The organism is Pseudomonas baetica (genome assembly GCF_002813455.1).
In the GTDB taxonomy this organism is placed as follows: domain Bacteria; phylum Pseudomonadota; class Gammaproteobacteria; order Pseudomonadales; family Pseudomonadaceae; genus Aquipseudomonas; species Aquipseudomonas baetica.
Genome location: NZ_PHHE01000001.1, coordinates 4,775,346 through 4,800,889 on the forward strand (window position 1 = coordinate 4,775,346; position 25,544 = coordinate 4,800,889).

Genomic DNA, 25,544 nt, shown 5'->3' on the forward strand with positions numbered 1-25,544 from the left:
CGATGTTCGACGCATTACTGCGCATGCAACTGGGTCCGATCATCGAACGCCTGGCCGAGATGGAAGCGGAAATCGAAGACCTGCATCGGCGTGCCGAGAGCTACTGCCGCATCGGCGTCTGCCAGACAGTCGACGCGGCGAGTAACACCTGCACGGTCAGCCACGGTGGACTGCTCACACCGGCCATCAAGTTCTTCAACCCGAGCGCCGGAACGCAAAGCGAATCGCGGATTCCGACAGTGGGTGAGCAGTGTTTGTTGTTCAACTACGGCAGCGGCGAAAGCGGTGCGCAGTCGGTGGCGTTGTTCGGTTTGAACAGTGATCGCTTTCCGCCCACTTCGACTGTACCGACGCTGACGCGCCGCGTGCATCAGGACGGCAGCGAAAGCGGTTACGACGACGCCACACACACTCTGCATTGGCAAAACGGCCCTGCGGCGTTCAACGGTTCTCGCGATTCGCTGGAACTGAGCATCGGCCCGGCACGACTGGCGCTGACCCCGCAGGCCATCAACCTGCAACTGGGCGCTGTCGGCATGACCATCGACGCTTCGGGCGTGCACTTCAGCGGCCCGTTGGTCGATCACCAGGGCCGCGTCATCAGCCCCTGATTCAAGAGCCTTCCATGATCGGAATCGATAGAGACAGCGGGGCCACGGTCGACGACTGGCTGCAGTTTGTGCAGCGCGCGACCCGGGCCCTGACTACGCCGCTGGGCACCCGGCAAAAACGGCCCTTGTATGGCTCGTTGATCCCCTCGCTACTGGGGCAGAACCTCGGTGACGACGTGCTGCTTCTGGCCCAGAGCCACGCAGCGCAAGCGTTCTACAACAAGCAAAACGGCATCGATGATTTTCAGCCGCAGGTGATCGTCGCCAGCCGTCAGGGCGCCGGTCTGCTGCTGCGTTTCGCCGGCACCTGGAAAAACCGTCAACAAACCTTCGAGGTCGTGACATGAGCATGTTGATCCCCGGCCAGAACCAATTGGCCGAACCCGCGCTGATCACCGTCGAAGCGTTCGAAGATCTGCTCGCCGAGTTCAAGACTTTCGTCATCGAATACGTCGGTGCCCGCTCGCCGGACAGCGCAGCGAAACTCAAGACCAGCCTGGAAAACGAAAGCGAACTGCTGACCCTGGCACTGGAAGCTTTCTGCGTTCGGCTGCAAACCCACGAACGCAAATACAACGCCCGCATCAAGCAGATGCTGGCGTGGTGGGCGACCGGCAGCAACCTCGACGCACGGCTGGCGGACATGGGCCTGGAGCGGCAGTTGCTCGATCCGGGTGATCCGGCGGCATTCCCGCCAGTGCCGGCGATTTACGAAAGCGACGACGACGCCCGGTTGCGTTATTACCTGGCGCCGCATGCCCCGGCGGCGGGGTCGCGGATGCAGTATCGCCGCGAGGTGTTCACCCTCGGCGAGCGGCCGACGGTGAAAGTCGAATCCACCGACGCCGGTGTGGTGAATGTCACTTACACCTTCAACCCGGACGGCTTCGCCGCGCAGGTCAAGGATGGCAATGGCCGCCGCACCGCGCCGGGTGAAGTGCAGGTCACCGTACTTGCGCGGGACGGTGACGGCACGCCGTCCGAGGCATTGCTTGAAGGCGTCCGCCAGCACTTCGCCCGGCCGGATGTGCGACCGGAAACCGACCTCGTCACCGTCAAGGCTGCCGACATTCAGCGCTACAAAATACGTGTCGTCGCCAAGATCAATTCCGGCCCCGATTCGGGCCTGACCCAAGTCGCCGCGCAGCAGCAATTGCAGGCTTACGCCGACAGTTGCCATCGCCTCGAAGGGCGGGTCGATCCGAGCTGGATCGATTACACGCTGCACAGCGCTGGTGCCGTGCAATTGCAGATTCTGGAACCGCTGACGCCGATCGTGACCACCGCGTTTCAGGCGCCGTACTGCACGGCGGTCGAGGTTGAGGTGCTGACGCTATGAGTGAAAAAACTCAACGCCCGACGCTGCTGCCTGCGAACAGCTCGGCACTCGAGCGCGGTCTGGATCTGGGCTTCGGCGCGCTACTTGATCGCATCGCGCCGCCGTTCCCCGAACTGATGAATCCGAGTGAAACTCCGGTCGCGTTTCTGCCGTATCTCGCAGCGGATCGCGGCGTCGCCGAATGGAGCACCGCCGCACCCGAAGCGGAAAAGCGCCTGACCGTCGAACTGGCCTGGCCCACTGCACGCCAGGCCGGCACTCGCAAGGCACTGGAAAACGCTGCCAAGGGTTTGCAGCTGCGCCCCGAAGTCCGCGCCTGGTACGAACAGACACCGCCCGGCGTGCCTTACAGCTTCACTGTGCGCGCCTTCAGCGACCAGCCCTACAGCGCAGAAATCGACGCCCGTCTCGACCGACGCCTGGCCGATGCCAAAAGCGAACGTGATGTGCTGACGGTCTCGGTCGGCTTGAGCGCTTTCGGCAATCACGTCATCGGCGCCGCGACGTTCTGCGGCGAACTGACCACGGTTTATCCGGTGTTCATCGAAGGGCTCGAAACCTCGGGAGAGGCGTTCATGGCCGCCGGTATGTACACCGTCGAAACATCCACTATTTATCCTCAGGGGGCCTGAATGGCTGACTATTACACCCTGCTCACCAACGCAGGGATTGCCTACGAAACGGCTTGTAAAGCTGCGGGCGTGCCGATCAAGTTGACGCAGATTTCCGTCGGCGACGGCGGCGGCGCGGTCTACAACCCGGCCGCGACCGCCACCGCGCTGAAACGCGAAGTCTGGCGCGGGCCACTCAATGCGCTGTTCCAGGACGAGAAAAACCCGAGCTGGCTGCTCGCCGAAGTCACCATACCGCCGGATGTTGGCGGTTGGTATGTGCGGGAAGCGGGGTTGTGGACTGACACTGGCGTGCTTTACGCCATCGTCAAATACCCGGAGTCGTTCAAACCGGTTCTGGCCACGTCCGGTTCGGGTAAAGAGTTCTACATTCGTTCGATTTTCGAGACGAGTAATGCGTCGCTTGTGACGCTGCTGATCGACGACACCGTCGTCAAAGCCACGCGTGCCTGGGTCATGAGTTACCTCGCCGAAGAACTCGGCAAACTTGACGGCAAACAGTCGGTACGCGTTGCGGCGACTGGCAATGTCGTGTTGAACGGTGCGCAGCAGATTGATGGTGTGGCCGTGATTGCCGGTGACCGTGTGCTGTTGCCGAATCAGACGCTGGCCAAGGACAACGGCCTGTGGATCGTCGCCAATGGCGACTGGTTGCGGGCGATGGATGCCAACAGCAACGCCAAGGTCACGCCGGGCCTGACGGTGATGGTGGAGGAGGGCACGGCGAACGGTGATTCGTTGTGGCACTTGACCACCAATGCACCGATCACCCTCGGCACCACGGCGCTGACGTTCAAGATGCTCGCGGGGCGTACCGGGATTGCTGCTGGCACTTACAAGAGTCTGACCGTTGATGAGTATGGTCGGGCGACTGCCGGTGCCAATCCTGAAACGCTGGCTGGATTCGGGATCAAGGATTCGTACACCAAGGCTGAAGTCGAAGCGCTGATTGCCAAGGCATCGGCGTTGCCGGTGGGCTCGATTGTCGCGTTCCCGGTTGATGCTCCGCCGCCGGGCTTTCTGGAACTGGATAACAGCGTCAAGAGCAGCGCGACTTACCCGGACTTGAGCGCTTATCTAGGTAGCAAGTTCAACAAAGGTGATGAGGGCGTCGGGAATTTCCGTTTGCCTGAGGCGCGTGGGGAGTTCTTGCGTGGTTGGGATCATGGGCGTGGGGTTGATGCTGGTCGGGAGTTGGGCAGTATTCAGGCTGACATGCTCAGGGCGCACACGCATTCGACATCGTATGCAGGAAACGAAATTGTTCAGGCGAATAGTGCCGGCGTGCCTGTTTCAAATTGGCGGGCAGCCCAAGGTGTAACCGGAAGCGCTGGTGGAACTGAAACACGACCGCGTAACGTCGCCGTCATGTGGTGCATCAAAGCTTGGAATGCGCCGGTCAATCAGGGAACCATCGATGTTGCCGCGCTGGTCACAGAAGTCGAACGACTCAAGTCTGCTGTTCCGGTGGGCGCTGTTCTGGCATTCCCGTCAGGGATCGTTGCACCCGGTTATCTGGAGCTGGATGGCAGTGTGCAGAGCATTGCGACCTATCCGGATCTGGCGGCGTATCTCGGCACAAAGTTCAACAAAGGGGATGAGGGGGCCGGGAATTTCCGCTTGCCGGAATCTCGCGGCGAGTTCCTGCGAGGGTGGGATCACGGACGCGGTGTGGATGCAGGCAGGGCAATCGGCAGTTATCAACTCGACTCGCTCCAGAACATCACAGGGCAGTACGCCGCGAACAACGGTGTTCAGCTCGCAGCAACAGGCACGGTCAGTGGCGCTTTCAGCGCGCCAGCGACAGGTGGGACTCAGCTCCCCGGAGGCATAGCCTCTACCGGTGTCATCAATATGTCGTTCGATGCTTCGAAGGTGGCACGCACTTCGACAGAAACCCGGCCACGCAACCTGACGGTGATGTGGTGCATCAAAGCCTGGAACGCGCCGATCAATCAGGGAAGCATCGATATCGCCGCCCTCGCCGATGAAGTTCGCAACGCTTCGGGTCGCTATCTGAGAACCCGGGTTTTCAAGGCAAACGAGATCTATCTGCCGGGGCCTGGAACCAAAAAGATCAAATACAGATTGCAAGGTGGTGGCGGTGCGGGTGGTGGTGCAGTCTCGACAGCCAATACTCAGCTTTCCGCCGGTTGCGGTGGGTCTGGCGGTGCTTATGCAGAAGGCTGGTTGACTCAGGGTTTCGACGGTCAGCAGATCACTATCGGTAAAGGGGGCACGGGCGTTGTTGCCAGTATCGGTCTCAATGGGGGAACAACATCTTTTGCCGGAATCGCTGCACCAGGAGGATATGGAGGAGGATTCTCGGCCAACACTGTGCCGCCTCTGCAACTTGGCCGCAGCCCCAATTCCGAGCCCGCCACAGGTGGTTCGACGATCAATGCCAATGGCCAGGGAGGCGGTGGAGTGAACGGGCCGACCTTGGCTTTTTGTACATCCGGCGAAGGAGGCCTCAGTGCATTTGGACCGGGTGGTAACTCTTCGGGCGGTGCCAGTCGAGACGGCGAGGGTGCCGTAAATCCTGGTTCCGGTGGCGGGGGAGCGTTAGCCAAGCCATCGTGTCCGTCCAACCTCAAAGGCGGCAATGGTGGTGACGGCATCGTGATTATCGAGGAGTGGACCTGATGAGTACCTATGTACGCATTTATGCCGACATGGTTGTCGAGCAGATCGAAACCGAGGGCGATATTTCGACGTTGTACCCGCCGACGCTGGTATGGGTGTGCGTCGATCATCTCGATCCACGTCCCCAGCAAGGCTGGGCGGCAAAGGAGCATGACGGTGATTGGTTGTTTTCGCCGCAACCTTCTATGACGGTCACGCCTGAAACACTGGCAACCGCCGTTGCTGCCGAACGCTTTTTGCGTGAAGCAGGTGGCGTCATCGTCGATGGATTCACCATCGAAACCACACGTGACAGCCAGACATTGATTGCTGGAATGGGCTTGTCTGCAATTGTCGATCCCGAGTACCGATGCAACTTCAAGACAGCCAATGGCTTTGTCGAAATTGATGCGACCCGAATCCTCGAAATCGCCAAGGCTGTGCGTACTCATGTCCAGGCATGTTTTGATCGTGAGCGCGATTTACTGCTGGCGATCGACCTTGGAAATTATCGTCCCGAAATGCTGACTGAGGGCTGGCCGGCTGTACCGCCAGCGTCTGAGCCCGGTTTGTGACGCTTCAATAAACGCCCCGCACCGTCGGGGCGTTTTCTTACCCGCCAAAGCCCCTCCCCGAGGGGCTTTCCCGTTTATGGAGAAACGAAAAATGGCAACCCGCCAAACCTACACCGTGCTCGTCCCATTCCCCACCGGCGGTGGGCACTGGTCGAGCGTCGGTCAAGACCTCGATCTGCTCGACGTCGAGGCCAGTGCCTTGCACAGCGCCGGTCGACTGGAACTGAAAACATCGTCCACCCAGGCCAAAAAGGCCGCTGCCAAGAAGGCTGACTGAACATGGCTGAGGTTTTGAACTTCGAGCACAACGGCATTACCGTCAATGCCACCGAATCCCCCGAAGCCATGGGTGGCCTGGGTGACAACGTCATCGGTCTGGTCGGCACCGCGCCGAAGGCTGATCCGCTGATTCCGCGTAACGCGCCGTTCCGCATCAATAGCTTTACCACCCATGCACTGCTCGATCCGACCGGTTCGGAAGAGGGCACCCTGTATCACGCCGTCTACCAGATCCTCAAAGTGGTCAAGGTGCCGGTGTACGTGGTGATCGTCGAGGCGGGTGCTACCCCGGCCGATACCGTCAACGCAGTGATCGGCGGCGTCGAGCCGGCGACCGGTCGCAAACTGGGTCTGGCTGCACTGGGCAGTGTCCCGGAAGATCTGACCATCATCGGCGCGCCGGGCTTCACCGGCACCAAAGCGGTGGCCAGCGAGTTCGCCTCGTTCGGCAAGCGCATCAAGGCTCGTGTGGTGCTGGATGGCAAGGACGCCTCGGTCGCTGATCAAGTGACTTACAGCCAGGAACTCGGCGGCGCCGACCTCGGTTTCGACCGTTGCCTGGTGGTGCACAACATGCCCGCCGTGTACTCGAAAGCGGCGAAGAAAAACGTTTTCCTGTCGCCTTCCAGCCTGGCGATTGCCGCGCTGGCCAAGGTCAAGCAGTGGGAAAGCCCGGGCAACCAGGTGACCTACGCCGAAGACGTGTCTCGCGTTGTTGAATACAACATCCTCGACACCTCCACTGAAGGCGATCTGCTCAACCGTTACGGCGTCAGCTACTACGCCCGCACTGTGCTTGGCGGCTTCTCGCTGCTGGGTAACCGCTCGATTACCGGCAAGTTCATCAGCTACGTCGGCCTTGAAGATGCGATCAGCCGCAAGCTGGTCAAGGCCGGCCAGAAAGCCATGGCCAAGAACCTGACGAAGTCGTTCATGGATCAGGAGGTCAAGCGCATCAACGACTGGCTGCAAACCCTGGTCGCCGACGAAACCATTCCTGGCGGCAGCGTGTATCTGCACCCGGAACTCAACAGCGTAGAGAAGTACAAGAACGGCACCTGGTACGTGGTCATCGACTACGGCCGCTACGCGCCGAACGAACACATGGTTTATCAGCTCAACGCCCGCGATGAAATCATCGAGCAGTTCCTGGAGGACGTTCTCTAATGTTGACCAACCGCAATCGCCAGGCCATCGCGGCCACCCTGCAAGGCCTGCCGCTGTCGGCGACCGTGGAGGAATTCACCCCGCCGAAGATCGAATTCGACATGGAAAACATGGCGGGCGGACGCTTCATCGTCGAAGAAATGGCCAAAAGCGCGAAGGCGCTTGGCGCCAAGTTGATCCTGCAGGGCGCTGGCCCGGAAATCATGCTCGCACTGGGCGTGAAGCTCGGCGATGACATTCTGTTGAACGTGCGTGAAGCCGGTCAGGATCAGGATGGCAACACGTGGTTCACCTACCACACCGTCGGCGGCAAGCTGAAGATTCTCGATGAAGGCGTGATCAAAATGGGTGATAAACCCAAGACCACCCTGGAATTGTCCTGCCGTACCTACACCCGCCTGGAAAACGGTATCCCGGTGATCGACATCGACGTGCGCACCCAGAAGTTCGTGCTCAACGGCGTCGACATCCTCGGTGATGCCCGCCGTGCGGTGCTGATGCCGTAACCCAGTAGGCAAGCCTGGCACAAACCCCTGTGGGAGCGGGCTTGCTCGCGAAGGCGGTGTGTCAGGCGAAATTTGTGGCTCTGACCCACCGCATTCGCGAGCAAGCCCGCTCCCACAATGGATCAGCGTGACTGGCAGATGTTAAGCAACACCCCCCTCAAGAATCACCAAGGAATTCATTCATGTCGTGGATGCCACCCAAGCATGACCTGCTGTCGTCAATCACCGGCGATGACGGCGCGCAGATCGAGCAGATTCAGCTCAAGCCGCTGTTCTACGCCGCGCAGAAAGAAGCGCTGGAGCGCGCCGGCGATGACGAAGACGATCAGTTCTTCGAACTGGCGCTGCTGGCCACCGGCCTGTCGGTCAAGGAACTCGACCAGCTCAAACGCCCGGACTACGTGAGCATCGCGCAGTACGTACACGAGATGTCGACCCGTCCGGCCTCGTACTTTCTCGACCAGGTCGAAGCCGCGGAAAAATCCGCCGATCCGGATGAGGTGCAACTGCTGCAACCGCTCGCCGTGACCGGCCGCACCCTGACCTCGCTGAGTCTGGAAATGCCAGTGCTGCGTGCCACCAAAGTGATGAAGAAACTGAAAACGGCCAAGGAACGCGCCGAGTTCATCACCGCCCATTGCACCGGCCTGATGATCCCCGATCTCGCCCTACTGACCGTCCCGGACTGGACCCAATTGCAGGTGCGCATAGACGATTTTTTAAACCAGCCGGCGGCCTACTTTCGGAACGCGACATCGAAGTAATCCTCGATATCGTCCCGCTCATTTACCCGGTAAGTGAGGCGGAGATTCTGGAATGGGACGCCGAAAAGGCGTTGCGCCGCTACGACATAGCGATCACTCGCCTTGGCGTGAAACAGGAGTAGAGCGGCAATGGCAGAGAGCAAATATGCGCTCACGAACGCCGGTGAGAGTGGCAATACGGCGGACGCACTACCGACCAACCTCGGCAAATCGCTGCAGGACCTTAACCTGACGCTGTCCTTGGCAAGCGTGAATATTCGTTTGCTGACTCAGGAGCAGATCAAGCTGCGCGAGCTGCTGGTGAGCCAGCAATCGTTGTTCAAGGTCGTCGCGGCGCCGCCAGCCGCCAATAGTGAGCCGAAGTCAAAACTCAAGGCGGAAATCGAGCAGCGACCGCCACCGAAGAACCTGCAATCGGCGATGGCTAACGAGACCGCACTGGTTGAGCTCAATCAGTTGATTGGACTCAACAAAGAGCAGCTTCAAGCGCATTCAGAGCAAACCCTCGAACTCGCGACTCAGCGGTCGATCGCAGCCAGTGGCGCGACTGGCGCGGATCTCTTGCAAATCCAGCAGGTCGGGGCGCGATCTGGTATTGCCGACGGTGCCAAGGGTGATCAGCGGGCTACAGAGCTAAGAGCGTATTCCGGCGACGCTGCGATCAATGCCACGGCCTTCCGGATCGACGTCAAGGCTGCGGGGGAAATGCTCGCGGTCTGGCGTTCCTCCTTGAAGCTGGATCGATACCAAGGCCAGGATCTGGCCGATGCGGTCAGTTACCTGAGCAGCAGCGGTCTGGATGCCAAGCCTGCCGATATCGGCGCGGTCGTTCAGCGCTCGGGCGAGAGTGCCGTTGCATCGGGAATGACACCGGAACAGGTGGCAGCGTTTGCCACTGCGCTGTTGAACAGCGGTGCGGACAAGGACGGTGCCAGTGCGGCATTGAAGAGCTTTACGTCGGCCTTCGGCAAAGGAAACGCTGCGTCAACCGAACAGCGTTCGGCGATGACCCGGTTGCACCTGGATCCCGAATCGTTGCGTGAGAAGATGCGCACGGATGCGCCAGGTGCGATTGATTCGGTGCTCGCAGCACTCAGTAAACAATCCGTACCCGAACGTGCAGCCACGGCGAAGACGCTGTTTGGCGAGAGCGGTACAAGCATTCTTGAGTTGTTGAAGAAGCCCGACGACGTCAAGACAGCCTTCTCGCGAGTGTCCGACAAGCACCAATATGCAACCTCGGAACTGGGTTCCGGGGCCGGTGCAGCGACGAAAACGGCCGAGGCGTTTGGTGATACTTCGCAAGGGCGCTGGAATGCGTTGGATGCGAGTCTCAATCGGCTAACCACGGCATTCGGTACCGCACTGGCACCGATCACAGAGGGTCTCGCGTTCGGGCTCACGGCGTTGGTCAATGTCGCGAGTACAGCGGCAGAAGCATTCCCCGCCCTCACCGCAGGGTTGATCGTGCTGGGCGCTGTCACCGTGCCATTTGTGGCGGCTGCCCTGAAGAGCGGTGCGACTGCTGTGCTCGGTGCGGTTACGACAAAGCTGTTGCGTCTGGCCACCACCCGATTGCCGCCTGAAATCGGTGATGTGATTACCGGAGATGAAGGCGGTGATCGCCCTCGAAAAACGAACAAAACCAGTCGCTCGCCCGCTCGGCAAAAAACTGCCAGGGTATCGTCGCGTTCAGGCAGCGGGGGTGGTCGTTTGCGGGGTGTCACGGCAAGAGTGCTGCCCTTCATTGACAACGCGAAAATCGGCCTCGAGATGTGGGCTGATAAAATCGGCAGTTGGACGCCGCGCTCAATAGAGAAGATTGCCGCCCGACAGGTGCCGGCGGTACAGCGTCTCGGCGGCAGTTTGCTGCCAAGGCTTGCCAGTGCAATGCCGGCCGTGAAGGCCGGTGCGCCGCAGGCCATCGTGAGTGCAGCCTACACCGGCCTTAAGGGCTGGCGAGAGGGTGACGACAAAGCGGTCAAAGGCGCCGCCGGCGAACTGGCCGGAACTGCAATCGGTGCCACGATCGGTTCGTTGATTGCGCCTGGCATCGGTACTTTCATCGGGGGGACTTTGGGCGGCATGCTCGGTTCTTATGTCGGTGAACAACTGGCGACTCCCGCTGAGGACAAACTTGCCCCGCCGGCGCAGGTAGCCAAAGACTTGTCCACTGCTCAGACACAAAATCAGCAAATCACCTACGCCCCGTCGATTCAGATCAGCGGCAGTGAAATTGTCAGTTCCGAAAAGGTTGGCACGATGATCTCGCAGGTCATGGAAAACCATTTCAACGCCCAATTCGTTCCGGCGATGAGTATTAATCCCCTCGCCACGCGCCGCGACGCAGCCCTCACCGATGGAGTCGCCTGATGAAACAACAAATGGCACTCGGCAGTTTCATCTTCGGCCTGTCCCGCGAGTTTGCCTACAGCACGCTGGCGCGCAAATCCGACGGTGGCTGGACTGAATTGCAGATCCTCACCAGTAAACCCAAATCCCATCAGACCGGACAGAAGCCGGAAACCCTGACCATCGGCGGCACGGCGATGTACGCCGTGGCGATGGAGCGGCTCGATGAGCTGCGTGCGCTGCAAGCGTTGAGAGTACCGCTGCCGTTGATTGACGGCATTGGTCGCAACTGGGGTTTGTGGCGAATCAACAGCATCGACGAAAACCAGAGCGAGGTCATCGATGACGGCACCGCGATGGTGATCAAGTGGGTGATCGGATTGTCGGAGTTCAACAATGCGTAAGGTACGAAGCGTGGCCGGTGATTCGCTGAATTTGTTGCTGTACCGCGAAACCGGTCGCAGCGATGACAGCGCCGAAGAAGCCCTGTGGACACTCAACCCGACCCTGGCCGAGCACGGCTCGATCCTGCCGGCAGGTGTCTGGGTGACGCTGCCGGAGCTCGACAGCAAACCGGCCGCAATCAAACCGGTTCTGGCTTGGGACTAAGGAGGTTGCATGGCACAGGGATTTACACCGGCGATCGAAATCTACGGCGCCAACCAGGCCTTGCTGAACCAGCGCCTGATCAGTTGGGAACACATTGATGCTGCCGGGATGGAGTCCGATCAACTGACATTGGTGATCGACCTGGAAGGCCTTGAAGGCTTGCCGACCCTGGGCGGAACAATCGGCCTGCGGGTGGGCTATCGGGAGTCCGGGCTGGTCGAAAAGGGCCAGTTCAAGGTGACTCGACTGACCCCGACGCTGTTCCCGTTGCGCTTGACGCTGGTGGCGACCGCAGCGCCTTTCAGCGGCAAGGATGAGACCCGATTCAAGGAACGGCGCACGGCCAGTCATGGCCCCACCACCCTTGGCGCACTGTTTCGCCAGTTGGTCTCGCCGCACGGTTTTTCGCCGCGCGTCGATCCCGAACTGGCGCTGATCCGGATTGCTCATGTTGATCAGTCGAACGAAACCGACATGAGCTTCATCACGCGACTGGCGCTCAAGTACGACGCGGTGGCCAAACCGTTCAACGACCTCTACGTATTGGCGAAACCGGCGCAGCTGAAAAACCTGTCGGGCCAGGTGATACCGGACGTCAGGCTGTCGGTGACCAGCAACAATCGACCGGGTGATCACGCCTTCATCAGCGCCACACTGGAAGAGACCGCTCGTACCCAGAACCAGGGTTGCAAGACCTGCTTCTGGGACATCGCCGCCGGCAAACTGCGCGAGGTGATAACCGGTTCCGAGCCCTACAAGGTCATTCGCCAGAAACAGGCCAGTGAAGAAGAAGCCAAAGCCATCGGCGAAGCCGAAGTGCGCAAGATGCTGCGCCAGAAATACAAGCTGAAGGTCACCTGCCCGGGCGATCCGCTTTTGGCTGCCGAAGGCCTGCTGGTGCTCGATGACACCTGGCCAGACTTCATGCGCGGTCGCTGGTCGATCGAAAAAGTCACCGCCAGCGGCAAGCGCGAGGAAAGCTATCGCTGCCTGATCGAGGCAACGGGCCTCGACCCCAAGGCCTGATCCCTGCACAACATCCCGTGGGAGATTCTATGGTTGAGGGGAAGCCCTCAACTGACTTTTGTCTGATATTCGCTTTGCCCTTTCAGCAAGGCGAATACCACCCGAGCAAGTTTGCGAGCCAGCATCACCAACGCCTGCGTGGTGCTGAAACCCCGTGCTCTCTGGGCTTCGTAAAACCCTTTCCAGGCTATCGTACGGCTAGCCGACATCGCTGCGTTGTGCAAAAGTCGGCGGGCCTCGGGGTCTCCGCGCTTGGTCAAGCTGCGGCGACCGTCCTTTTGCCCTGATTTCGATACCCGTAAATCCATGCCCAGGAAGGCGATAAACGCATCCGCGTTGCTAAATTCTCCCCGCTGAAACGCCGTGAGCAGGCGCGCTCCGGTCAGAAATCCAATGCCCTCAACTTTCAGGCAACGCTTCAATTGGCCGAGCAAACCGGCTTGTTTGAGCTGATCGTTGATCGTCTTTTCGATCATCGTTTCAAGCCGCTGCATGGATTTTATTTGTTCAGCAAAAGCTGCCTTCAACAGCGGCTCATTCGACCAGCTCTGCACCAGGCCGACCCTTGCCTGGACCAAAGCCGCGCGGCGGCGGAAAAGGCTCAGGAGCTGGCGGTACAGCGGTGATGGCGGGGTCCAGGGGTGCAACTCCTCGGCTTCGTTCTTCAGGTAACGGGCCAGCAGCTTGGCGTCCAAGGCGTCGGTTTTGGCGCGGATCTTCACGCCTTCGCGGTAGTGTTTGAGTTCATAGCCGCCCACCATGTAAATCGTGCAACCGGCCGCATAGGCCAAATCAGCGAATTCCAGGTGGTAGATGTTGGTTGCCTCAATGGCAATAGACACGGGGACGAGCAAGGCCTTCAGCCACTGCTTGATGGATGTTTTGGTATTGGGAATCGCTTCAAGCAGATCGCTATCGGCCTGATAAATCACCAGTTCATTTTTGGCGACATCCACGCCAACGATCGGATTTGATAGAGCGACTGGCATTGCCACAGGATTTCCTCCGGGATAAGGTTTGAGCACTTGAAGGGTTCACCCAGAGGCGCAGGCTTGTTCCTATCGTCGGTCTAGCCAGATGCATTCTTTATCGGCGCTTGGGTGAAAGGAGGAGGGGCGAAGTCTCCCACGGTCTGTGCTGCGTCAACAGTCAGAATCGAGCCTTGTCCCTCCTCCTCCCTTCAAGTCCTACCATACAAGCGAGCCTGCTCGCGAAGAGGCCGGCATATCTAACATTGATGGCGACTGACCCAGCGCTTTCGCGAGCAGGCTCGCTCCCACATTGGGCTCTGCGTTAACTCCCCCTAATTCTGGAACATCCCCATGAAGATCACCCCGATCCTCACGCAGTTGCGTGCGCAATGCCCAAGCCTGGCCAATCACATTGCGGAGGGTATCGATCTGGCGTTGCTGCAAGGCAACCCTGATCTGCCGACACCTTCGGCCTACGTCACACCCCTGGCCGATGTGGCCAGCAACAGCAGCGCACAAAACCTCACCGCCCAAGCGATCCGCGACCGCTTCGAAATCGTCCTGGTGCTTGACGCCAGCGACGCTACAAAAGCGCTGGATCGGTTGCACGACCTGCGCGCCGAACTGTGGCGCGCGCTGGTGGGTTTCAAAGTCGATATCGACTACAGCGCCATCGCCTACGACGGCGGTGAACTGGTCTCAATCAACAGCAGCCGCGCCTATTACCGGCTGCGCTTTTTTGCCGAGTTCCAGCTCGGTCGCAATCTGCCGAGTCAGCCTGCGGAGAGTTGGCACGAACGTGAACTGGACGGTTTGTCGTCCTTTACCGGGGTCACCGTGCGGGTCGATGCGATCGACCCGGCCGACCCCAACCTGAAACACCCGGGCCCCGATGGGCGCGTGGAACTGACTTTCTCTGGAGACGTAACCCCATGAGCAATCGCATCACCGTAGTGCCGGCCGCTGGCCGTGCCGTGCCAGACCCGGAGGCGGGCGATCTGCTGCCTCTTGAAGGCCGTGAAGTGCTGGACAGCGCCTGGTGGCGCCGACGTCTGGCCGACGGCGATATCACACTCAAAACCGCAAAAGCGGCTAAACCACAGGGAGCCAAATAATGGCGATCGGATTCAGCAACATCCCCGCGGACATTCGTGTACCGCTGTTCTATGCCGAAATGGACAACTCGGCCGCCAATAGCGCGAGCTCGACCCTGCGTCGTCTGATCGTGGCTCAGGTCAACGACAACATCGCCCCGACTGAAGTCGGCAAACTGATTTTGGTCTCCAGCGTCGCGCTGGCCAAGAGCATCGGTGGCCAAGGCTCGATGCTCGCCTCGATGTACGAGACCTTCCGCAAGGCCGACCCGATCGGCGAGATCTGGTGCCTGCCGCTGCACAACACTGAAGGTGCCATCGCCAAAGGCGTACTGACCCTGACCGGCACCGCCACTCAGGCTGGCGTACTCAACCTGTATGTCGGCGGCGTGCGTGTGCAAGCCACCGTGGTCAACGGTGCCACCGCCGCTCAGGCAGCCACTGCGCTGGCGCAGAAAATCAACGCCAGTGCCGATCTCCCGGTGAGTGCTGCAGCGGCCGAAGGTGTGGTCACCTTGTCTGCCAAATGGACTGGCGACAGCGGCAATGACATCAGCCTGCAATTCAATCGCCTGGGCAAGAGCAACGGCGAAGAAACTCCGGCCGGCCTGACCACCGCCATCACCGCCATGACCGGCGGCGCTGGCGTCCCGGATCAGATCGCTGCCGTGGCGGCACTGGGTGACGAGCCATTCGAGTTCATCGCACTGCCATGGTCGGACCTGTCGACCCTCAACACCTGGCAAGCGGTCATGGATGACAGCACCGGTCGCTGGTCGTGGGCCAAGCAACTGTTCGGTCACGTCTACAGCGCCAAGCGCGGTACCGTCGGCACTCTGGTGGCGGCCGGTCAGGCGCGTAATGACCAGCACATGACCATTCAGGCGCTGGAGCCGGGTGTTCCGCAACCGTTCTGGGTACAAGCGGCTGCACTGGCTGCGCGCACCGCGGTGTTTATCTCGGCCGACGCCAGCCGTCCGACCCAGAGCGGCAGCTTGCCGGGTGTCGACCCAGCGCCGGCGAGCGAGCGTTTCACCCTGACCGAGCGTCAGTCGCTGCTCAACTACGGCATCGCCACGGCTTACTACGAAGGCGGTTACGTGCGCATCCAGCGTTCGATCACCACCTACCAGAAAAACGCTTACGGCCAGGCCGACAACTCCTACCTGGACAGCGAAACCATGCACCAGTCGGCGTTCATCGTGCGTCGTCTGCAAAGCGTGATCACCAGCAAATACGGCCGGCACAAACTGGCCTCCGACGGCACCCGTTTCGGCGCCGGCCAGCCGATCGTGACGCCTGCGACCATTCGCGGTGAGCTGATCGCCCAGTACGCCAAGCTCGAACTGGAAGGCCACGTGGAGAACGCCGAGCTGTTCGCCGAGCACCTGATCGTCGAGCGCGACGTGCAGGACCCGAGCCGCGTGAACGTGCTGTTCCCGCCGGATTACATCAACGGTCTGCGCGTGTTCGCATTGCTCAACCAATTCCGTCTGCAGTACGACGACGCGGCTTGATAACCGCGTTTAGCGTCAAGCCTTCAGCCCACCTCGCGTGGGCTTTTTTATTCAAGGGAGTAACACCATGGGTCAACTGATTGCAGGCACCTGCTACGTCAAGGTCGACGGCGCGCAACTGACTATCAATGGCGGCTGCGAAGCCCCGCTGATGGCCGTCAAACGCGAAACCGTCGTACCCGGCTTCTACAAGGAAACCGACATCGCACCGTCGTTCAAAGTGACCGCGCTGCACACCGCCGACTTCCCGCTGAAGAAGCTGATCGAAGGCACCGACATCACCGTCACCTGCGAATTCAGCAACGGCAAAGTCTACGTACTGGCCGGCGCGTATCTGGTCGAAGAGCCAGTCTCCAAAGGCGATGACGCCACCATCGAACTGAAATTCGAAGGCATCAAGGGGACCTGGCAATGAGCGGCGCCGTGAAGCTTCAAGTTGCGATCGAAGCTCACGGCGAGCCCCTGACCGAACTCGTCCTGCGCCGTCCGACGGTGCAGGAAGTGCGAGCGATCAAGGCGCTGCCGTACAAGATCGACAAGAGCGAAGAGGTCAGCCTCGACATGGACGTCGCGGCCAAATACATCGCCGTGTGCGCCGGCATTCCGCCGTCGTCGGTCAACCAGCTCGATCTGGCTGACCTCAACGCGCTGAGCTGGGCCGTTGCGAGTTTTTTCATGAGTGCGGCGTCGGCGCCATCACCGACCTGATCGCTGTCGCCTATGACCTGGCCTGGTTCTGGAAGGTTGACCCCGAACAGATGATGGCCAGGCCACTGGATGTGCTCCGCGAATCGCTGGAGCACGCGCAACGGATCAATGCGATGCAGCAGGTGCAGTGATGGCAGACACAGATAGCAAACCGAAAACATCGGTGCTGATTACCGGCATCGATGAGCTGTCGCCCAAGCTCGGTGCCCTCCGGGCCAAGGTCGAGAGCTTCAAGAAAAATCTCGAGCAGACCGGTCTGGGCAAACTCGACATCAGCGGGTTGTTCAAGGGCGGCAGCGTGATCACGCCGTTCGTGGACGGTATCAAGTCGGCGGCAGCCTTTCAGGGCAAGTTGGCCGACGTCAGCGAGACGGCAAAAACCGTCGACCTGCCCGCCGCGCCGAAAGCCGCTGCGCAGAACATGAACGTGTTCAGTGCGTCGATGGAAAAGGTTTCGGCCGCCGTCGATGCCGCACTGGTGCCGGCGGTCGGCGCACTCGTGGTCGGACTGGAACCGATGCTGACCCAGGTCGGCAGCCTGCTCGCCGATAACCCGAAACTGGTCGAAGGCCTGGCGGCGGGGGCGATTGCCTTCTCCGCCATGCAAACCGCCGTCACCGGCATGACCCAAGTGATGGACGTGATGAGCATGGTGCTCAAGACCAATCCGATCATGTTGATCGCGATGGGCATCGCGGTGGCGGCCGGTTTGATTTATGCCAATTGGACGCCGATCAGCGCTTTCTTCAAGGGCCTGTGGGAGGGCGTGAAAAACATGGGGGCGAGTGCGATGGCGACGTTGCGCTCGATCCTCGATTGGCGCCCGCTGGATGCACTGGCGGCGTTGTGGTCACCGATCACGGGATTCTTCTCGGGCATCTGGGACAAGGTCAAAACCGTCACCGCGCCGGTGATCGACTTTTTCAAATCGGTGTTCTCGTGGACGCCCGCCGGCATGATCCTGGAAAACTGGGCGCCGCTGACGGGACTGTTTTCGGCGATCTGGGAATTGCTCAAGGCCTTGAGTGTGCCGGTGATGGCGTTTCTCAGAAACCTGTTTGATTTCTCGCCGATGCAGATGATCAGCAGTGCGTGGGGCGGTGTTGTCACGTACTTCGAGCCGATGTTCGCCGGGCTGCGAAAAGTGGCGCAGTCGACTAAAGAGTTCTTCGTTTCGTTGTTCGACTTCTCGCCGATGCAGATGATCACCAGCGCTTGGGGCAGTGTCGTTGCGTACTTCCAGCCGTTGTGGGCGGCACTGCAATCGGCTGTACAAAGCACCCGAGAGGCTTTGCGGACGTTGTTCGATTTTTTCCCGATGGAAATGATCACCAGCGCCTGGGGCGGTGTCGTTGGATTTTTCGAACCGATCTGGATGGCTCTGCAAACGTCAGTGCAACAGGTCAAAGGCTTTTTCACCAGCCTGTTCGAGTGGTCGCCGCTGGAGCAGATTGCGCAGTACTGGCAGCCGATCGGTGAAGTATTTTCGGCGCTGTGGGATGTACTGCTGGCGTTGTCCGCGCCGGTCGTGGATTTTCTGCACACCCTGTTCGAATGGAAGCCCCTGGATCAGATCATCGAGAGCTGGGGGCCGATCACCGAGTGGTTCGGCGAGTTGTGGCAAAAGCTGCAAACCGTCATCGCGCCGATCAAGGAACTGTTCGACGGTGGTTTCGCCGGGTTGATCGCCAAGGTCACCGGCAAGGTCGAAACCCTGACCCAAGCGCAACGCCAGACCAATGCCGAAGGCAAAGGTGAATTGGCCCCAGCGTTTTTTGGCGCAAACCCTCAAACGCCGTCCACCGGGGCGTTGCAGGGCGGCTCCTTGCCGCAATCCTCCAGCGCACTGATCCAGCAAAGCGCCGCCAATAACCGTACGCAACTCGAAGGCGGCCTGACGGTGCGCTTCGAAAATGCGCCGGCGGGGCTGCGTACCGATCAACCGCAAAGCAATCAACCGGGCCTGGCGCTGTCTTCGCGCATTGGCTATCGCTCGCTGTCGGCAGGAGGTTCCAATGAACTGGCGTGACCGTTTGTTGCCGGCATCGTTTCGCGGTGTCGGGTTCTGGATCGATCAGGCGAAAACCCCGGTCGGTCGCAAAGGTCAGTTGCACGAGTATCCGCAACGCGACCTGCCGTATTTCGAGGATCTTGGCCAGCAGGCCAAGACCCATGATCTGACGGCCTTCATCATCGGCGCCGATTGCCTGGAGCAGCGCGACAAGTTGCTCAAGGCATTGGAGGCGGGCAGTGGTGAACTGGTGCACCCATGGCTCGGCCGCCTGCAAGTCAAGGTCGGCGAATGCGACATGACCCACACCCGCCAGGACGGCGGTCTGGTGACTTTCGCGTTGAAGTTTTACCCCGATAAACCGCTGCCTTTTCCGACCGCCAACGTCAGCACCCAGAAAGTTCTGTTGGCCAAAGCCGACACACTGTTGGGTTCGGCAGTGGCGCGCTTCGAACAGGCGATGACCCTGATCAAGGCTGCGCGAATCGGCATTGCCAACCTGCGCAACAGCCTTACCGGGGTGTACGAGGTGATCAAGGAACAGCTCAAACCGCTGATCGAGCAGTACCGGCAGATCACCGAACTGGTCAAAGCGGTCAAGGAATTGCCCAAGGAAGTGGCGGCCGAGTTCAAGGGCTTGCTCGGCGATATCAAGGCGCTCAAGGAATTCGCGAAGGAAGGCTATCGTGGCGTGATTGCCGACGTGTCCCAACAACTCGAAGCCATCCGCAAGGCTGATGCGCCGAAGATCACCACCGGCAAGGACACCAACGCGGCGGCGCAAGCCATGGCCGATCTGGTGCAGGACACTCTGCTGGTGAAAGTGGCGCAATGGGTGGCGTCGATGCCGATAGCGACCCCCGCGGTGAAATTGTCATCGACACCGTCGGTGGCTCAGCAGGCGGATCAACCGGTGACCCGTCAGGAAGTGCCGGTGACCGATGAGATGAAAGCGCTGCAGAAGGCTATCGGGGCGGCCATTGATCCGATGCTGGACAAGGCCGATCCCAAGCATCACCAGGCAATCAATGATGTGAAGGAAGCGCTGATTGCGCATCTCAAGGCAGTGGCGTCATCCGGTGTGCGACAGGTCAGTAAGTCGTTCCAGGAAAGCCTGCCGGCGCTGGTCGTGGCCTACAAGCAATTTGCCGATGCCACACGGGTGACTCAAGTGACTCAGAGCAACGCGATGAACCATCCGGGCTTTTCACCTAACGATGTGAAAGTGTCCAGGGAGTAAGCCATGAGCGAGATGGATAATCGCGTCACGCTGACCGTCAACAACATGGAATACGGCGGCTGGAAAAGCGTGGAAATCAGCGCTGATCTGGAGCGCCAGTTCCGTACCTTCAAACTCGACATCACTTGGCAATGGCCGGGGCAGACGGTGGATCAACGGATCAAACCGGGTGACCCCTGCGAAGTGAAAATCGGCAAGGACCTGGTGCTCACCGGTTACGTTTTCAAGGCGCCGATCAGCTATGACGGTCGGCAGATCAGCCTGAGTATCGAAGGCAGTTCCAAAACCCAGGACCTGGTCGATTGCGCCGCCACCAACCGGCCCGGTCAATGGCAGGAACAACCGTTGCTGACCATCGTGCAGGCGCTGGCGATGGAGTATTCGCTGATGGTGGTCAACGAAATCCCCGAGACCTCAAGGCTGGCCAAGCACACGATTGTGCCGGGTGAGACGGTGTTTCAGTCGATCGACCGGTTGCTCTCGCTGTTTCGGGTGTTTTCCACCGATGACGAGCAGGGCCGGCTGGTGCTGGCCAAGCCCGGCAGCGGTGGTCGCGCCAGCGATGCGCTGGAACTGGGCAAGAACATTTTGTCGGCCAACGCACCGATGGATCAGAGCCAGGTGTTCTCCGAATATCGGGTGATCGGCCAGCAAAAAGGTTCGGACAAGAAGAGCGGGGCGGCGGTCAGCGAAGTTGAATCGACGGCGGCTGACCTGACCTTCAAGCGCCGGCGCACCACGATCATCAACGAGGGTACCGCGCTGACTTTCGAACTGGCCCAGCAACGCGCCCAGTGGGAAAGCGCCACGCGCATGGGGCGGGCGCAGTCCACCACTTATCAGGTGCAGGGCTGGCGTCAGTCCAACGGTGATCTGTGGCGCCACAACACGCTGGTCAAGGTCAAGGATCCGGTGCTCGGGTTTGATGGCGACATGCTGATCTCCAAGGTCACTTATTCGCTGTCGGCGCAAGGCTCGGTGACGACCCTGCAGGTCGCGCCGCCGCATACCTTCGATCCTGATCCAATCCCTCCGAAAAACACCTGAGCCTGACACCGAACCCCTGTGGGAGCGGGCTTGCTCGCGAAAGCGTCGGTAGCTCCAACACCCTATTGACTGACCCACCGCTTTCGCGAGCAAGCCCGCTCCCACATTTTGTCCGTGTCGGGTCTGCTCCTTGAGGACACCCCATGAGCCTACTGACACGCCTGCTGGCGCGCGGCACTGTCGTGCTCGCCAATTCGGCATCCAAGCTGCAATCGCTGCAAATGCGCCTCACCGCCGGGGAGGTCAACGACGACCTCGAACACTTCGAACCCTATGGCTTCACCAGTCATCCACTGGCTGGCGCCGAGGGCGTTGTCACCTTCCTCGGCGGTGATCGTTCCCACGCCATTGCTCTGGTGGTCGCCGACCGCCGCTATCGCCTGCAATCGCTGGCGTCCGGTGAAGTGGCGATCTACACCGACGAGGGCGACAAGATTCACTTCAAGCGCGGGCGGATCATCGACATCGAAACCGCCACGCTGAACATCCGCGCCAGCACTGCCGTGAACTTCGATACGCCGGTCATCAATCAGACCGGCAAGATCGTCTCCACGGGCGACCAACTCGCTGGCGGCATCAGCCAGATCAAACACGTGCACGTTGGCGTGCAGGCCGGCAACGGCCAGACCGGTACGCCGGCAGGAGGCAAATGATGTTTATCAGCCATAACCTCCATGCCGCGCTGACCCGCGCCGTGCTCATCAGCCTGTTCACCTGGCGCCGCGCCGCCGATGACGACGCCCTCGACGATGACGAACGCTACGGCTGGTGGGGCGACACCTTTCCCACCGTCGCCGACGACCGCATCGGCTCGCGGCTGTGGCTGTTGCGGCGGGTCAAGCTGACCCGACAGACCCAGATGGACGCCGAGTTCTATGCCCGCGAAGCCTTGCAATGGCTGCTCGACGACGGCCACTGCAGCGCCATCGACATCATCAGCGAACGCCTCGACGCCCAGCGCCTGAACCTGCGCACGGTCCTGACCCTGGCCGACGGCGAACGTCTGGACATCAACCCCGATAACAGTTGGCAGGTGATCTATGCCGTTTGAAACCCCTTCGCTACCGGTGCTGATCAAGCGCACCCAAAGCGACCTGGCCGGCGATTCGCTGCGCCAGTCCGATGCGCAAGTGCTGGCCCGCACCTTAGGCGGCGCCGCTTACGGCCTGTACGGTTATCTCGACTGGATTGCCGAGCAGATCCTGCCGGACAAGGCCGATGAATCGACCCTGGAACGCATCGCTGCATTGCGCCTGAATCAGCCGCGCAAACCCGCGCAGGTGGCTACCGGCAGTGTGAGTTTTACCGCGACCGCCGGTGCGGTGCTCGACGTCGATACGCTGCTGCAATCAAGCGACGGTCGCACCTACAAAGTCAGCGCTTCGCGCACCACGGTGAATGGCAGCAACAGCACCACCATCGCTGCGCTGGATGCCGGCAGCATCGGCAACGCCGACGCGGGTTTGGCGCTGACGCCGGTGCAACCGATTGCCGGTGTTGTCGGCAACAGTTTCGTGGTGCTGGCACCCGGGCTTAGCGGCGGTGTGGCGCGGGAAAGCCTGGAGTCGCTGCGCTCGCGGGTGATCCGTTCCTATCGCGTCATCCCACATGGCGGCTCGGCCAGCGACTACGAAACCTGGGCGCTGGAAGTGCCGGGCGTGACCCGCGCATGGTGCCGTGGTGGTTTGCTCGGGCCGGGCACGGTAACGGTGTTCATCATGCGTGACGAAGACCCGCAACCCGTGCCGAACGACGAGCAACTGGCCGAGGTTCAGGACTACATCGAACCGCTGCGCCCGGTCACCGCCGAGGTGCATGTGCAGCGGCCGATTCAGGTGCCGGTGGTCTATCGCTTCAAAAGCGTCAACCCGGACACCACCGCTGTGCGCGCCGCCGTCGAAGCGCAGTTGCGCGATTTGCACAACCGCGAGGCTGACCTCGGCGTGCCGTTGTTGATCAGCCATATCCGCGAAGCCATCAGCAGCGCCGGTGGCGAATACGATCACACGCTCACCGCGCCGGCCGCTGACGTGCCGGCCGGACAAAGTGAACTGCTGACCTTCGGAGGTTGCGTATGGGGGGCATAAGAACCGCCGCGCAATATCAGGCGCAATTGCGTGCCTTGCTGCCGAGCGGCCCGGCATGGGACCCGGAGCGCGTGCCGGAACTGGAGGAAGTGCTGCAAGGCGTCGCCGTTGAACTGGCCCGCCTCGACGCCCGCGCCGCTGACCTGCTCAACGAAATGGACCCGGCCGGCGTCAGCGAACTGGTGCCGGACTGGGAGCGGGTGATGGACCTGCCCGACCCGTGCCTGGGCGCCACGCCACTGTTCGACGACCGCCGCCTCGCCGTGCGCCGCCGCTTGCTCGCGGTCGGCAGCCAGGCCGTCGGTTATTACCTCGAAATCGCCAAAAGCCAGGGCTACCCCAACGCCTCCATCACCGAACACGAAGCCCCGCGCATGGGCCGTGCACGGTTCGGCGCGGCGCATTGGGGCACGTGGGAAGCGCAATTCATGTGGACACTCAACACCGGTGGCCGCCTGCTGCTTGGCCGGCGTTTCGGCGCGAGTTACTGGGGCGAGCGCTTCGGCGTGAACCCCGGCTCGGCGCTTGAATGCCTGATCCACCGCAGCGCGCCAGCGCATACCAAGGTGCACATCAATTATGACTAGGGAGTGATGGGATGGATTATCCAAACAGTGTGCCCAGCGCCGGATTGGTGAATGGGAAGTTCGTTGATGAAAACCCGTTGATGGGGACGCCGGGGTCGTTGATTCCGGCGGAGTGGGGGAATGGGGTTACGCAGGAAATTCTCAACGTGATCAAGGCCGGGGATTTGACCCCGGACGAGAAGAAATACGATCAGTTGTTGCAGGCCATCCAGAGTGTTTCGGCCAAGGGCTGGAATCTGGATTCGGCGTTGCCGCTGTCGGCGTTGCCTTTGCCAACCGTTGCCACGGCAGATGCCCGGTTGCCGATTACGCCGGCAGCCGCATCGGCCAGTGGCGGGCGAGTGTCGGTGCCGGCGGGTGTCTACGTCAGCATTGGCCAGGAAGTGGTGGCCGGTCAGTTGGGGCGTTCGCGTACGTTCACGACTCAGGCCTGGAGCAGTGCAGACCTGTTGCCTAGCTCAAGCTATTTTCTGCGGGCGCAGGTGGTGGGCGGTGTGCTGAGTTTCTATACCCAGCGCGGGACGATTTTCGACGTGGCGCCCGAGTCTCTGAAAGGAACGGCCAACGGCGCTGCTGGCGGTGGTTTCCAGAGCTCGGTGCTGGATATGTGTTTGGCCTGGGTGGTCACCGGTGCGCCGGGCTCCGTGCCGACGGTGCGTGCGATCTACAACCGGGCGCGCTTGACCTGGACTCAAACTGTCAACGGCACCGGTGCGGTGTTTCTGCCGCTGGATCCCCATGCCCGTGCAGCTCGGCTGGTGGTGGGCAATCCGACGCCCTCATCGACGGCCGTCACCAGCGTCGCGTTTCCGGCAACGGGATGGGCTGGAGGCAACTACAGCTACCTTTCCCCCGTTTCAACGGGCGTTTCCAATAATGCGGGAGGCTGGAACCCGGCCACTTTGCAACCTTGCGTGATATTCACCAACAATATTCTCTACGACGTCACGGTTTCGACGCTGACCGCCAGTTTTGATCACGCCAACCTGCGCTCGCTCTGGCAGTCCTATCAGGCCGAGCACAATCTTGGGCAAGCCAATGCCGACAGTGATGAATTGCTCTTCAGCATGGGGATCAAAAGTCATCCGCTGACCGACTACAGCGCCGGCATCGCGATCAATTTCGGGGAAGCCGTGAACGTCCAGTTGCAGTGGGAGCTCATTCGATGATCGTCATTCAGGAACTCCATCAGATTGACGGCGAGTTGCGCCCCGCGCAGCCGTCTGCCGCCCATGACTGGAACGGCGAACAGTGGGTCGTCAATCCGGAAAAAGTCGCGTTGCTGGAACAGCAGGAAGCCGAACGTTTGTGTGCCAGGGTCGATGCAGCCGCCGACAGTGCCCGCACACAACTGGCCGGCGACCCGCTCAAAGCCATGGAATACGCCCAGGCTGCCGCCGATGCTCAAGCCTATCAGGACGCCGGTTACCCGAAGAAAGAAGTACCGCTGTCGGTCGCTGCCTGGGTGATCAAAGGACGCACAGCCAAACAGGCTGCCGAGCAGATTCTCGGCAAGGCCGATCAGCTCACCGACCATTTGCTGACCCTGCGCACGTTGCGCCTGAAGGCGAAAACACAGATCCGTACTCAGGCAGCCAAAGGCAAGGTCGAGCTGGCTCGCAGCGCCGCCGATGAGGCGATTGCGGCAATCCGCGAACTGGTCAGCCAACAGGCCGGTTAAAACGCCAGTCTGCTTCAGCCAAGCCCACTTCACCGTGGGCTTTTTTATTTTCAGAAACTGACCGTGGACGAGCTTGCAATGGCAGCGCTCGGGACGCGGTTCATTTGTATTTCAGA

At 60.6% G+C, this 25,544-nt stretch carries 29 protein-coding genes; 28 read left to right on the forward strand and 1 reads right to left on the reverse strand.

The genetic code is table 11. The features are described 5' to 3' along the window. Positions 1-2: 2 nt before the first annotated feature. The 14 genes from ATI02_RS22090 to ATI02_RS22155 all read left to right on the forward strand — a co-directional run bounded on the left by ATI02_RS22090 (position 3) and on the right by ATI02_RS22155 (position 12,485). A complete protein-coding gene (locus ATI02_RS22090; protein WP_100847346.1) occupies positions 3-611 on the forward strand; it encodes a phage baseplate assembly protein V in 609 nt (202 codons plus the stop codon). A 14-nt stretch (positions 612-625) separates the two neighbouring features. Continuing rightward, on the forward strand, positions 626-958 hold the full coding sequence (locus ATI02_RS22095; protein ID WP_095188860.1) for a phage baseplate protein: 333 nt from the start codon (positions 626-628) through the stop codon (positions 956-958). Beyond that, positions 955-1,950 carry a baseplate J/gp47 family protein gene (locus ATI02_RS22100; RefSeq protein WP_100847347.1) on the forward strand — a complete coding sequence of 332 codons (996 nt, stop codon included), beginning with the start codon at positions 955-957 and terminating at the stop codon, positions 1,948-1,950. The genes ATI02_RS22095 and ATI02_RS22100 overlap by 4 nt, the downstream gene beginning before the upstream one ends. Further along, a complete protein-coding gene (locus tag ATI02_RS22105) occupies positions 1,947-2,582 on the forward strand; it encodes a phage tail protein I (RefSeq protein WP_100847348.1) in 636 nt (211 codons plus the stop codon). Before ATI02_RS22100 ends, ATI02_RS22105 begins: the two co-directional genes overlap by 4 nt. Continuing rightward, complete coding sequence (locus tag ATI02_RS22110) at positions 2,583-5,228, forward strand: phage tail-collar fiber domain-containing protein (RefSeq protein ID WP_238156196.1); 2,646 nt, start codon at positions 2,583-2,585, stop codon at positions 5,226-5,228. After that, on the forward strand, positions 5,228-5,782 hold the full coding sequence (locus ATI02_RS22115; protein WP_238156197.1) for a DUF4376 domain-containing protein: 555 nt from the start codon (positions 5,228-5,230) through the stop codon (positions 5,780-5,782). Before ATI02_RS22110 ends, ATI02_RS22115 begins: the two co-directional genes overlap by 1 nt. A gap of 91 nt (positions 5,783-5,873) precedes the next feature. Then, a complete protein-coding gene (locus tag ATI02_RS22120) occupies positions 5,874-6,059 on the forward strand; it encodes a hypothetical protein (RefSeq protein ID WP_095188863.1) in 186 nt (61 codons plus the stop codon). Between the two features lie 2 nt (positions 6,060-6,061). Next, positions 6,062-7,228 (forward strand): phage tail sheath protein, encoded by a 1,167-nt coding sequence (locus ATI02_RS22125; RefSeq protein WP_047299931.1) that lies wholly within the window; start codon positions 6,062-6,064, stop codon positions 7,226-7,228. Next, on the forward strand, positions 7,228-7,734 hold the full coding sequence (locus tag ATI02_RS22130; protein ID WP_100847349.1) for a phage major tail tube protein: 507 nt from the start codon (positions 7,228-7,230) through the stop codon (positions 7,732-7,734). The genes ATI02_RS22125 and ATI02_RS22130 overlap by 1 nt, the downstream gene beginning before the upstream one ends. Before the next feature lie 182 nt (positions 7,735-7,916). Further along, on the forward strand, positions 7,917-8,498 hold the full coding sequence (locus ATI02_RS22135) for a phage tail assembly protein (RefSeq protein WP_100847350.1): 582 nt from the start codon (positions 7,917-7,919) through the stop codon (positions 8,496-8,498). 129 nt (positions 8,499-8,627) lie between these two features. Then, complete coding sequence (locus ATI02_RS22140; protein ID WP_100847351.1) at positions 8,628-10,871, forward strand: phage tail tape measure protein; 2,244 nt, start codon at positions 8,628-8,630, stop codon at positions 10,869-10,871. Continuing rightward, on the forward strand, positions 10,871-11,254 hold the full coding sequence (locus ATI02_RS22145; protein WP_100847352.1) for a phage tail protein: 384 nt from the start codon (positions 10,871-10,873) through the stop codon (positions 11,252-11,254). Before ATI02_RS22140 ends, ATI02_RS22145 begins: the two co-directional genes overlap by 1 nt. Next, on the forward strand, positions 11,247-11,459 hold the full coding sequence (locus tag ATI02_RS22150; RefSeq protein ID WP_100847353.1) for a tail protein X: 213 nt from the start codon (positions 11,247-11,249) through the stop codon (positions 11,457-11,459). The genes ATI02_RS22145 and ATI02_RS22150 overlap by 8 nt, the downstream gene beginning before the upstream one ends. 9 nt (positions 11,460-11,468) lie before the next feature. Then, positions 11,469-12,485 (forward strand): phage late control D family tail protein, encoded by a 1,017-nt coding sequence (locus ATI02_RS22155; protein ID WP_100847354.1) that lies wholly within the window; start codon positions 11,469-11,471, stop codon positions 12,483-12,485. 47 nt (positions 12,486-12,532) lie between these two features. Here the strand turns inward: ATI02_RS22155 and ATI02_RS22160 are convergent, their stop codons facing one another. Further along, on the reverse strand, positions 12,533-13,474 hold the full coding sequence (locus ATI02_RS22160; RefSeq protein ID WP_100846149.1) for an IS110 family transposase: 942 nt from the start codon (positions 13,472-13,474) through the stop codon (positions 12,533-12,535). A 333-nt stretch (positions 13,475-13,807) separates the two neighbouring features. On the opposite strand from ATI02_RS22160, the gene ATI02_RS22165 reads away from it, so the two are divergent. The 14 genes from ATI02_RS22165 to ATI02_RS22230 all read left to right on the forward strand — a co-directional run bounded on the left by ATI02_RS22165 (position 13,808) and on the right by ATI02_RS22230 (position 25,428). Next, positions 13,808-14,392, forward strand: coding sequence for a phage tail terminator protein (locus ATI02_RS22165; protein ID WP_100847355.1), 585 nt, complete (start codon positions 13,808-13,810; stop codon positions 14,390-14,392). After that, a complete protein-coding gene (locus ATI02_RS22170) occupies positions 14,389-14,571 on the forward strand; it encodes a DUF2635 domain-containing protein (RefSeq protein ID WP_095188872.1) in 183 nt (60 codons plus the stop codon). Before ATI02_RS22165 ends, ATI02_RS22170 begins: the two co-directional genes overlap by 4 nt. After that, positions 14,571-16,067 carry a phage tail sheath subtilisin-like domain-containing protein gene (locus ATI02_RS22175; protein ID WP_100847356.1) on the forward strand — a complete coding sequence of 499 codons (1,497 nt, stop codon included), beginning with the start codon at positions 14,571-14,573 and terminating at the stop codon, positions 16,065-16,067. The genes ATI02_RS22170 and ATI02_RS22175 overlap by 1 nt, the downstream gene beginning before the upstream one ends. A 67-nt stretch (positions 16,068-16,134) precedes the next feature. Then, the gene (locus tag ATI02_RS22180) at positions 16,135-16,482 is read left to right on the forward strand and encodes a phage tail tube protein (RefSeq protein WP_007908779.1); all 348 of its coding nucleotides are present in this window, start codon (positions 16,135-16,137) and stop codon (positions 16,480-16,482) included. Beyond that, a complete protein-coding gene (locus tag ATI02_RS22185; protein WP_007908778.1) occupies positions 16,479-16,775 on the forward strand; it encodes a phage tail assembly protein in 297 nt (98 codons plus the stop codon). Before ATI02_RS22180 ends, ATI02_RS22185 begins: the two co-directional genes overlap by 4 nt. A 130-nt stretch (positions 16,776-16,905) precedes the next feature. Continuing rightward, positions 16,906-18,804 (forward strand): phage tail protein, encoded by a 1,899-nt coding sequence (locus ATI02_RS22190; RefSeq protein ID WP_100847357.1) that lies wholly within the window; start codon positions 16,906-16,908, stop codon positions 18,802-18,804. Beyond that, on the forward strand, positions 18,791-20,026 hold the full coding sequence (locus tag ATI02_RS22195) for a DNA circularization protein (protein ID WP_100847358.1): 1,236 nt from the start codon (positions 18,791-18,793) through the stop codon (positions 20,024-20,026). The genes ATI02_RS22190 and ATI02_RS22195 overlap by 14 nt, the downstream gene beginning before the upstream one ends. A gap of 3 nt (positions 20,027-20,029) precedes the next feature. Beyond that, positions 20,030-21,073: a phage baseplate assembly protein gene (locus ATI02_RS22200; RefSeq protein WP_100847359.1), complete on the forward strand. Its 1,044-nt coding sequence runs from the start codon at positions 20,030-20,032 to the stop codon at positions 21,071-21,073. A gap of 143 nt (positions 21,074-21,216) precedes the next feature. Then, a complete protein-coding gene (locus tag ATI02_RS22205; RefSeq protein ID WP_100847360.1) occupies positions 21,217-21,726 on the forward strand; it encodes a phage baseplate assembly protein V in 510 nt (169 codons plus the stop codon). Beyond that, positions 21,726-22,124 (forward strand): phage GP46 family protein, encoded by a 399-nt coding sequence (locus ATI02_RS22210; RefSeq protein ID WP_100847361.1) that lies wholly within the window; start codon positions 21,726-21,728, stop codon positions 22,122-22,124. The genes ATI02_RS22205 and ATI02_RS22210 overlap by 1 nt, the downstream gene beginning before the upstream one ends. Then, positions 22,114-23,160, forward strand: coding sequence for a baseplate J/gp47 family protein (locus tag ATI02_RS22215; protein ID WP_100847362.1), 1,047 nt, complete (start codon positions 22,114-22,116; stop codon positions 23,158-23,160). The genes ATI02_RS22210 and ATI02_RS22215 overlap by 11 nt, the downstream gene beginning before the upstream one ends. After that, on the forward strand, positions 23,148-23,747 hold the full coding sequence (locus ATI02_RS22220; RefSeq protein WP_100847363.1) for a YmfQ family protein: 600 nt from the start codon (positions 23,148-23,150) through the stop codon (positions 23,745-23,747). The genes ATI02_RS22215 and ATI02_RS22220 overlap by 13 nt, the downstream gene beginning before the upstream one ends. 11 nt (positions 23,748-23,758) lie before the next feature. Continuing rightward, positions 23,759-24,916: a phage tail protein gene (locus ATI02_RS22225; protein WP_095188881.1), complete on the forward strand. Its 1,158-nt coding sequence runs from the start codon at positions 23,759-23,761 to the stop codon at positions 24,914-24,916. Next, positions 24,913-25,428, forward strand: a complete 516-nt coding sequence (locus ATI02_RS22230; RefSeq protein WP_100847364.1) for a phage tail protein — start codon at positions 24,913-24,915, stop codon at positions 25,426-25,428. Before ATI02_RS22225 ends, ATI02_RS22230 begins: the two co-directional genes overlap by 4 nt. The last annotated feature ends 116 nt before the right edge of the window (positions 25,429-25,544 follow it).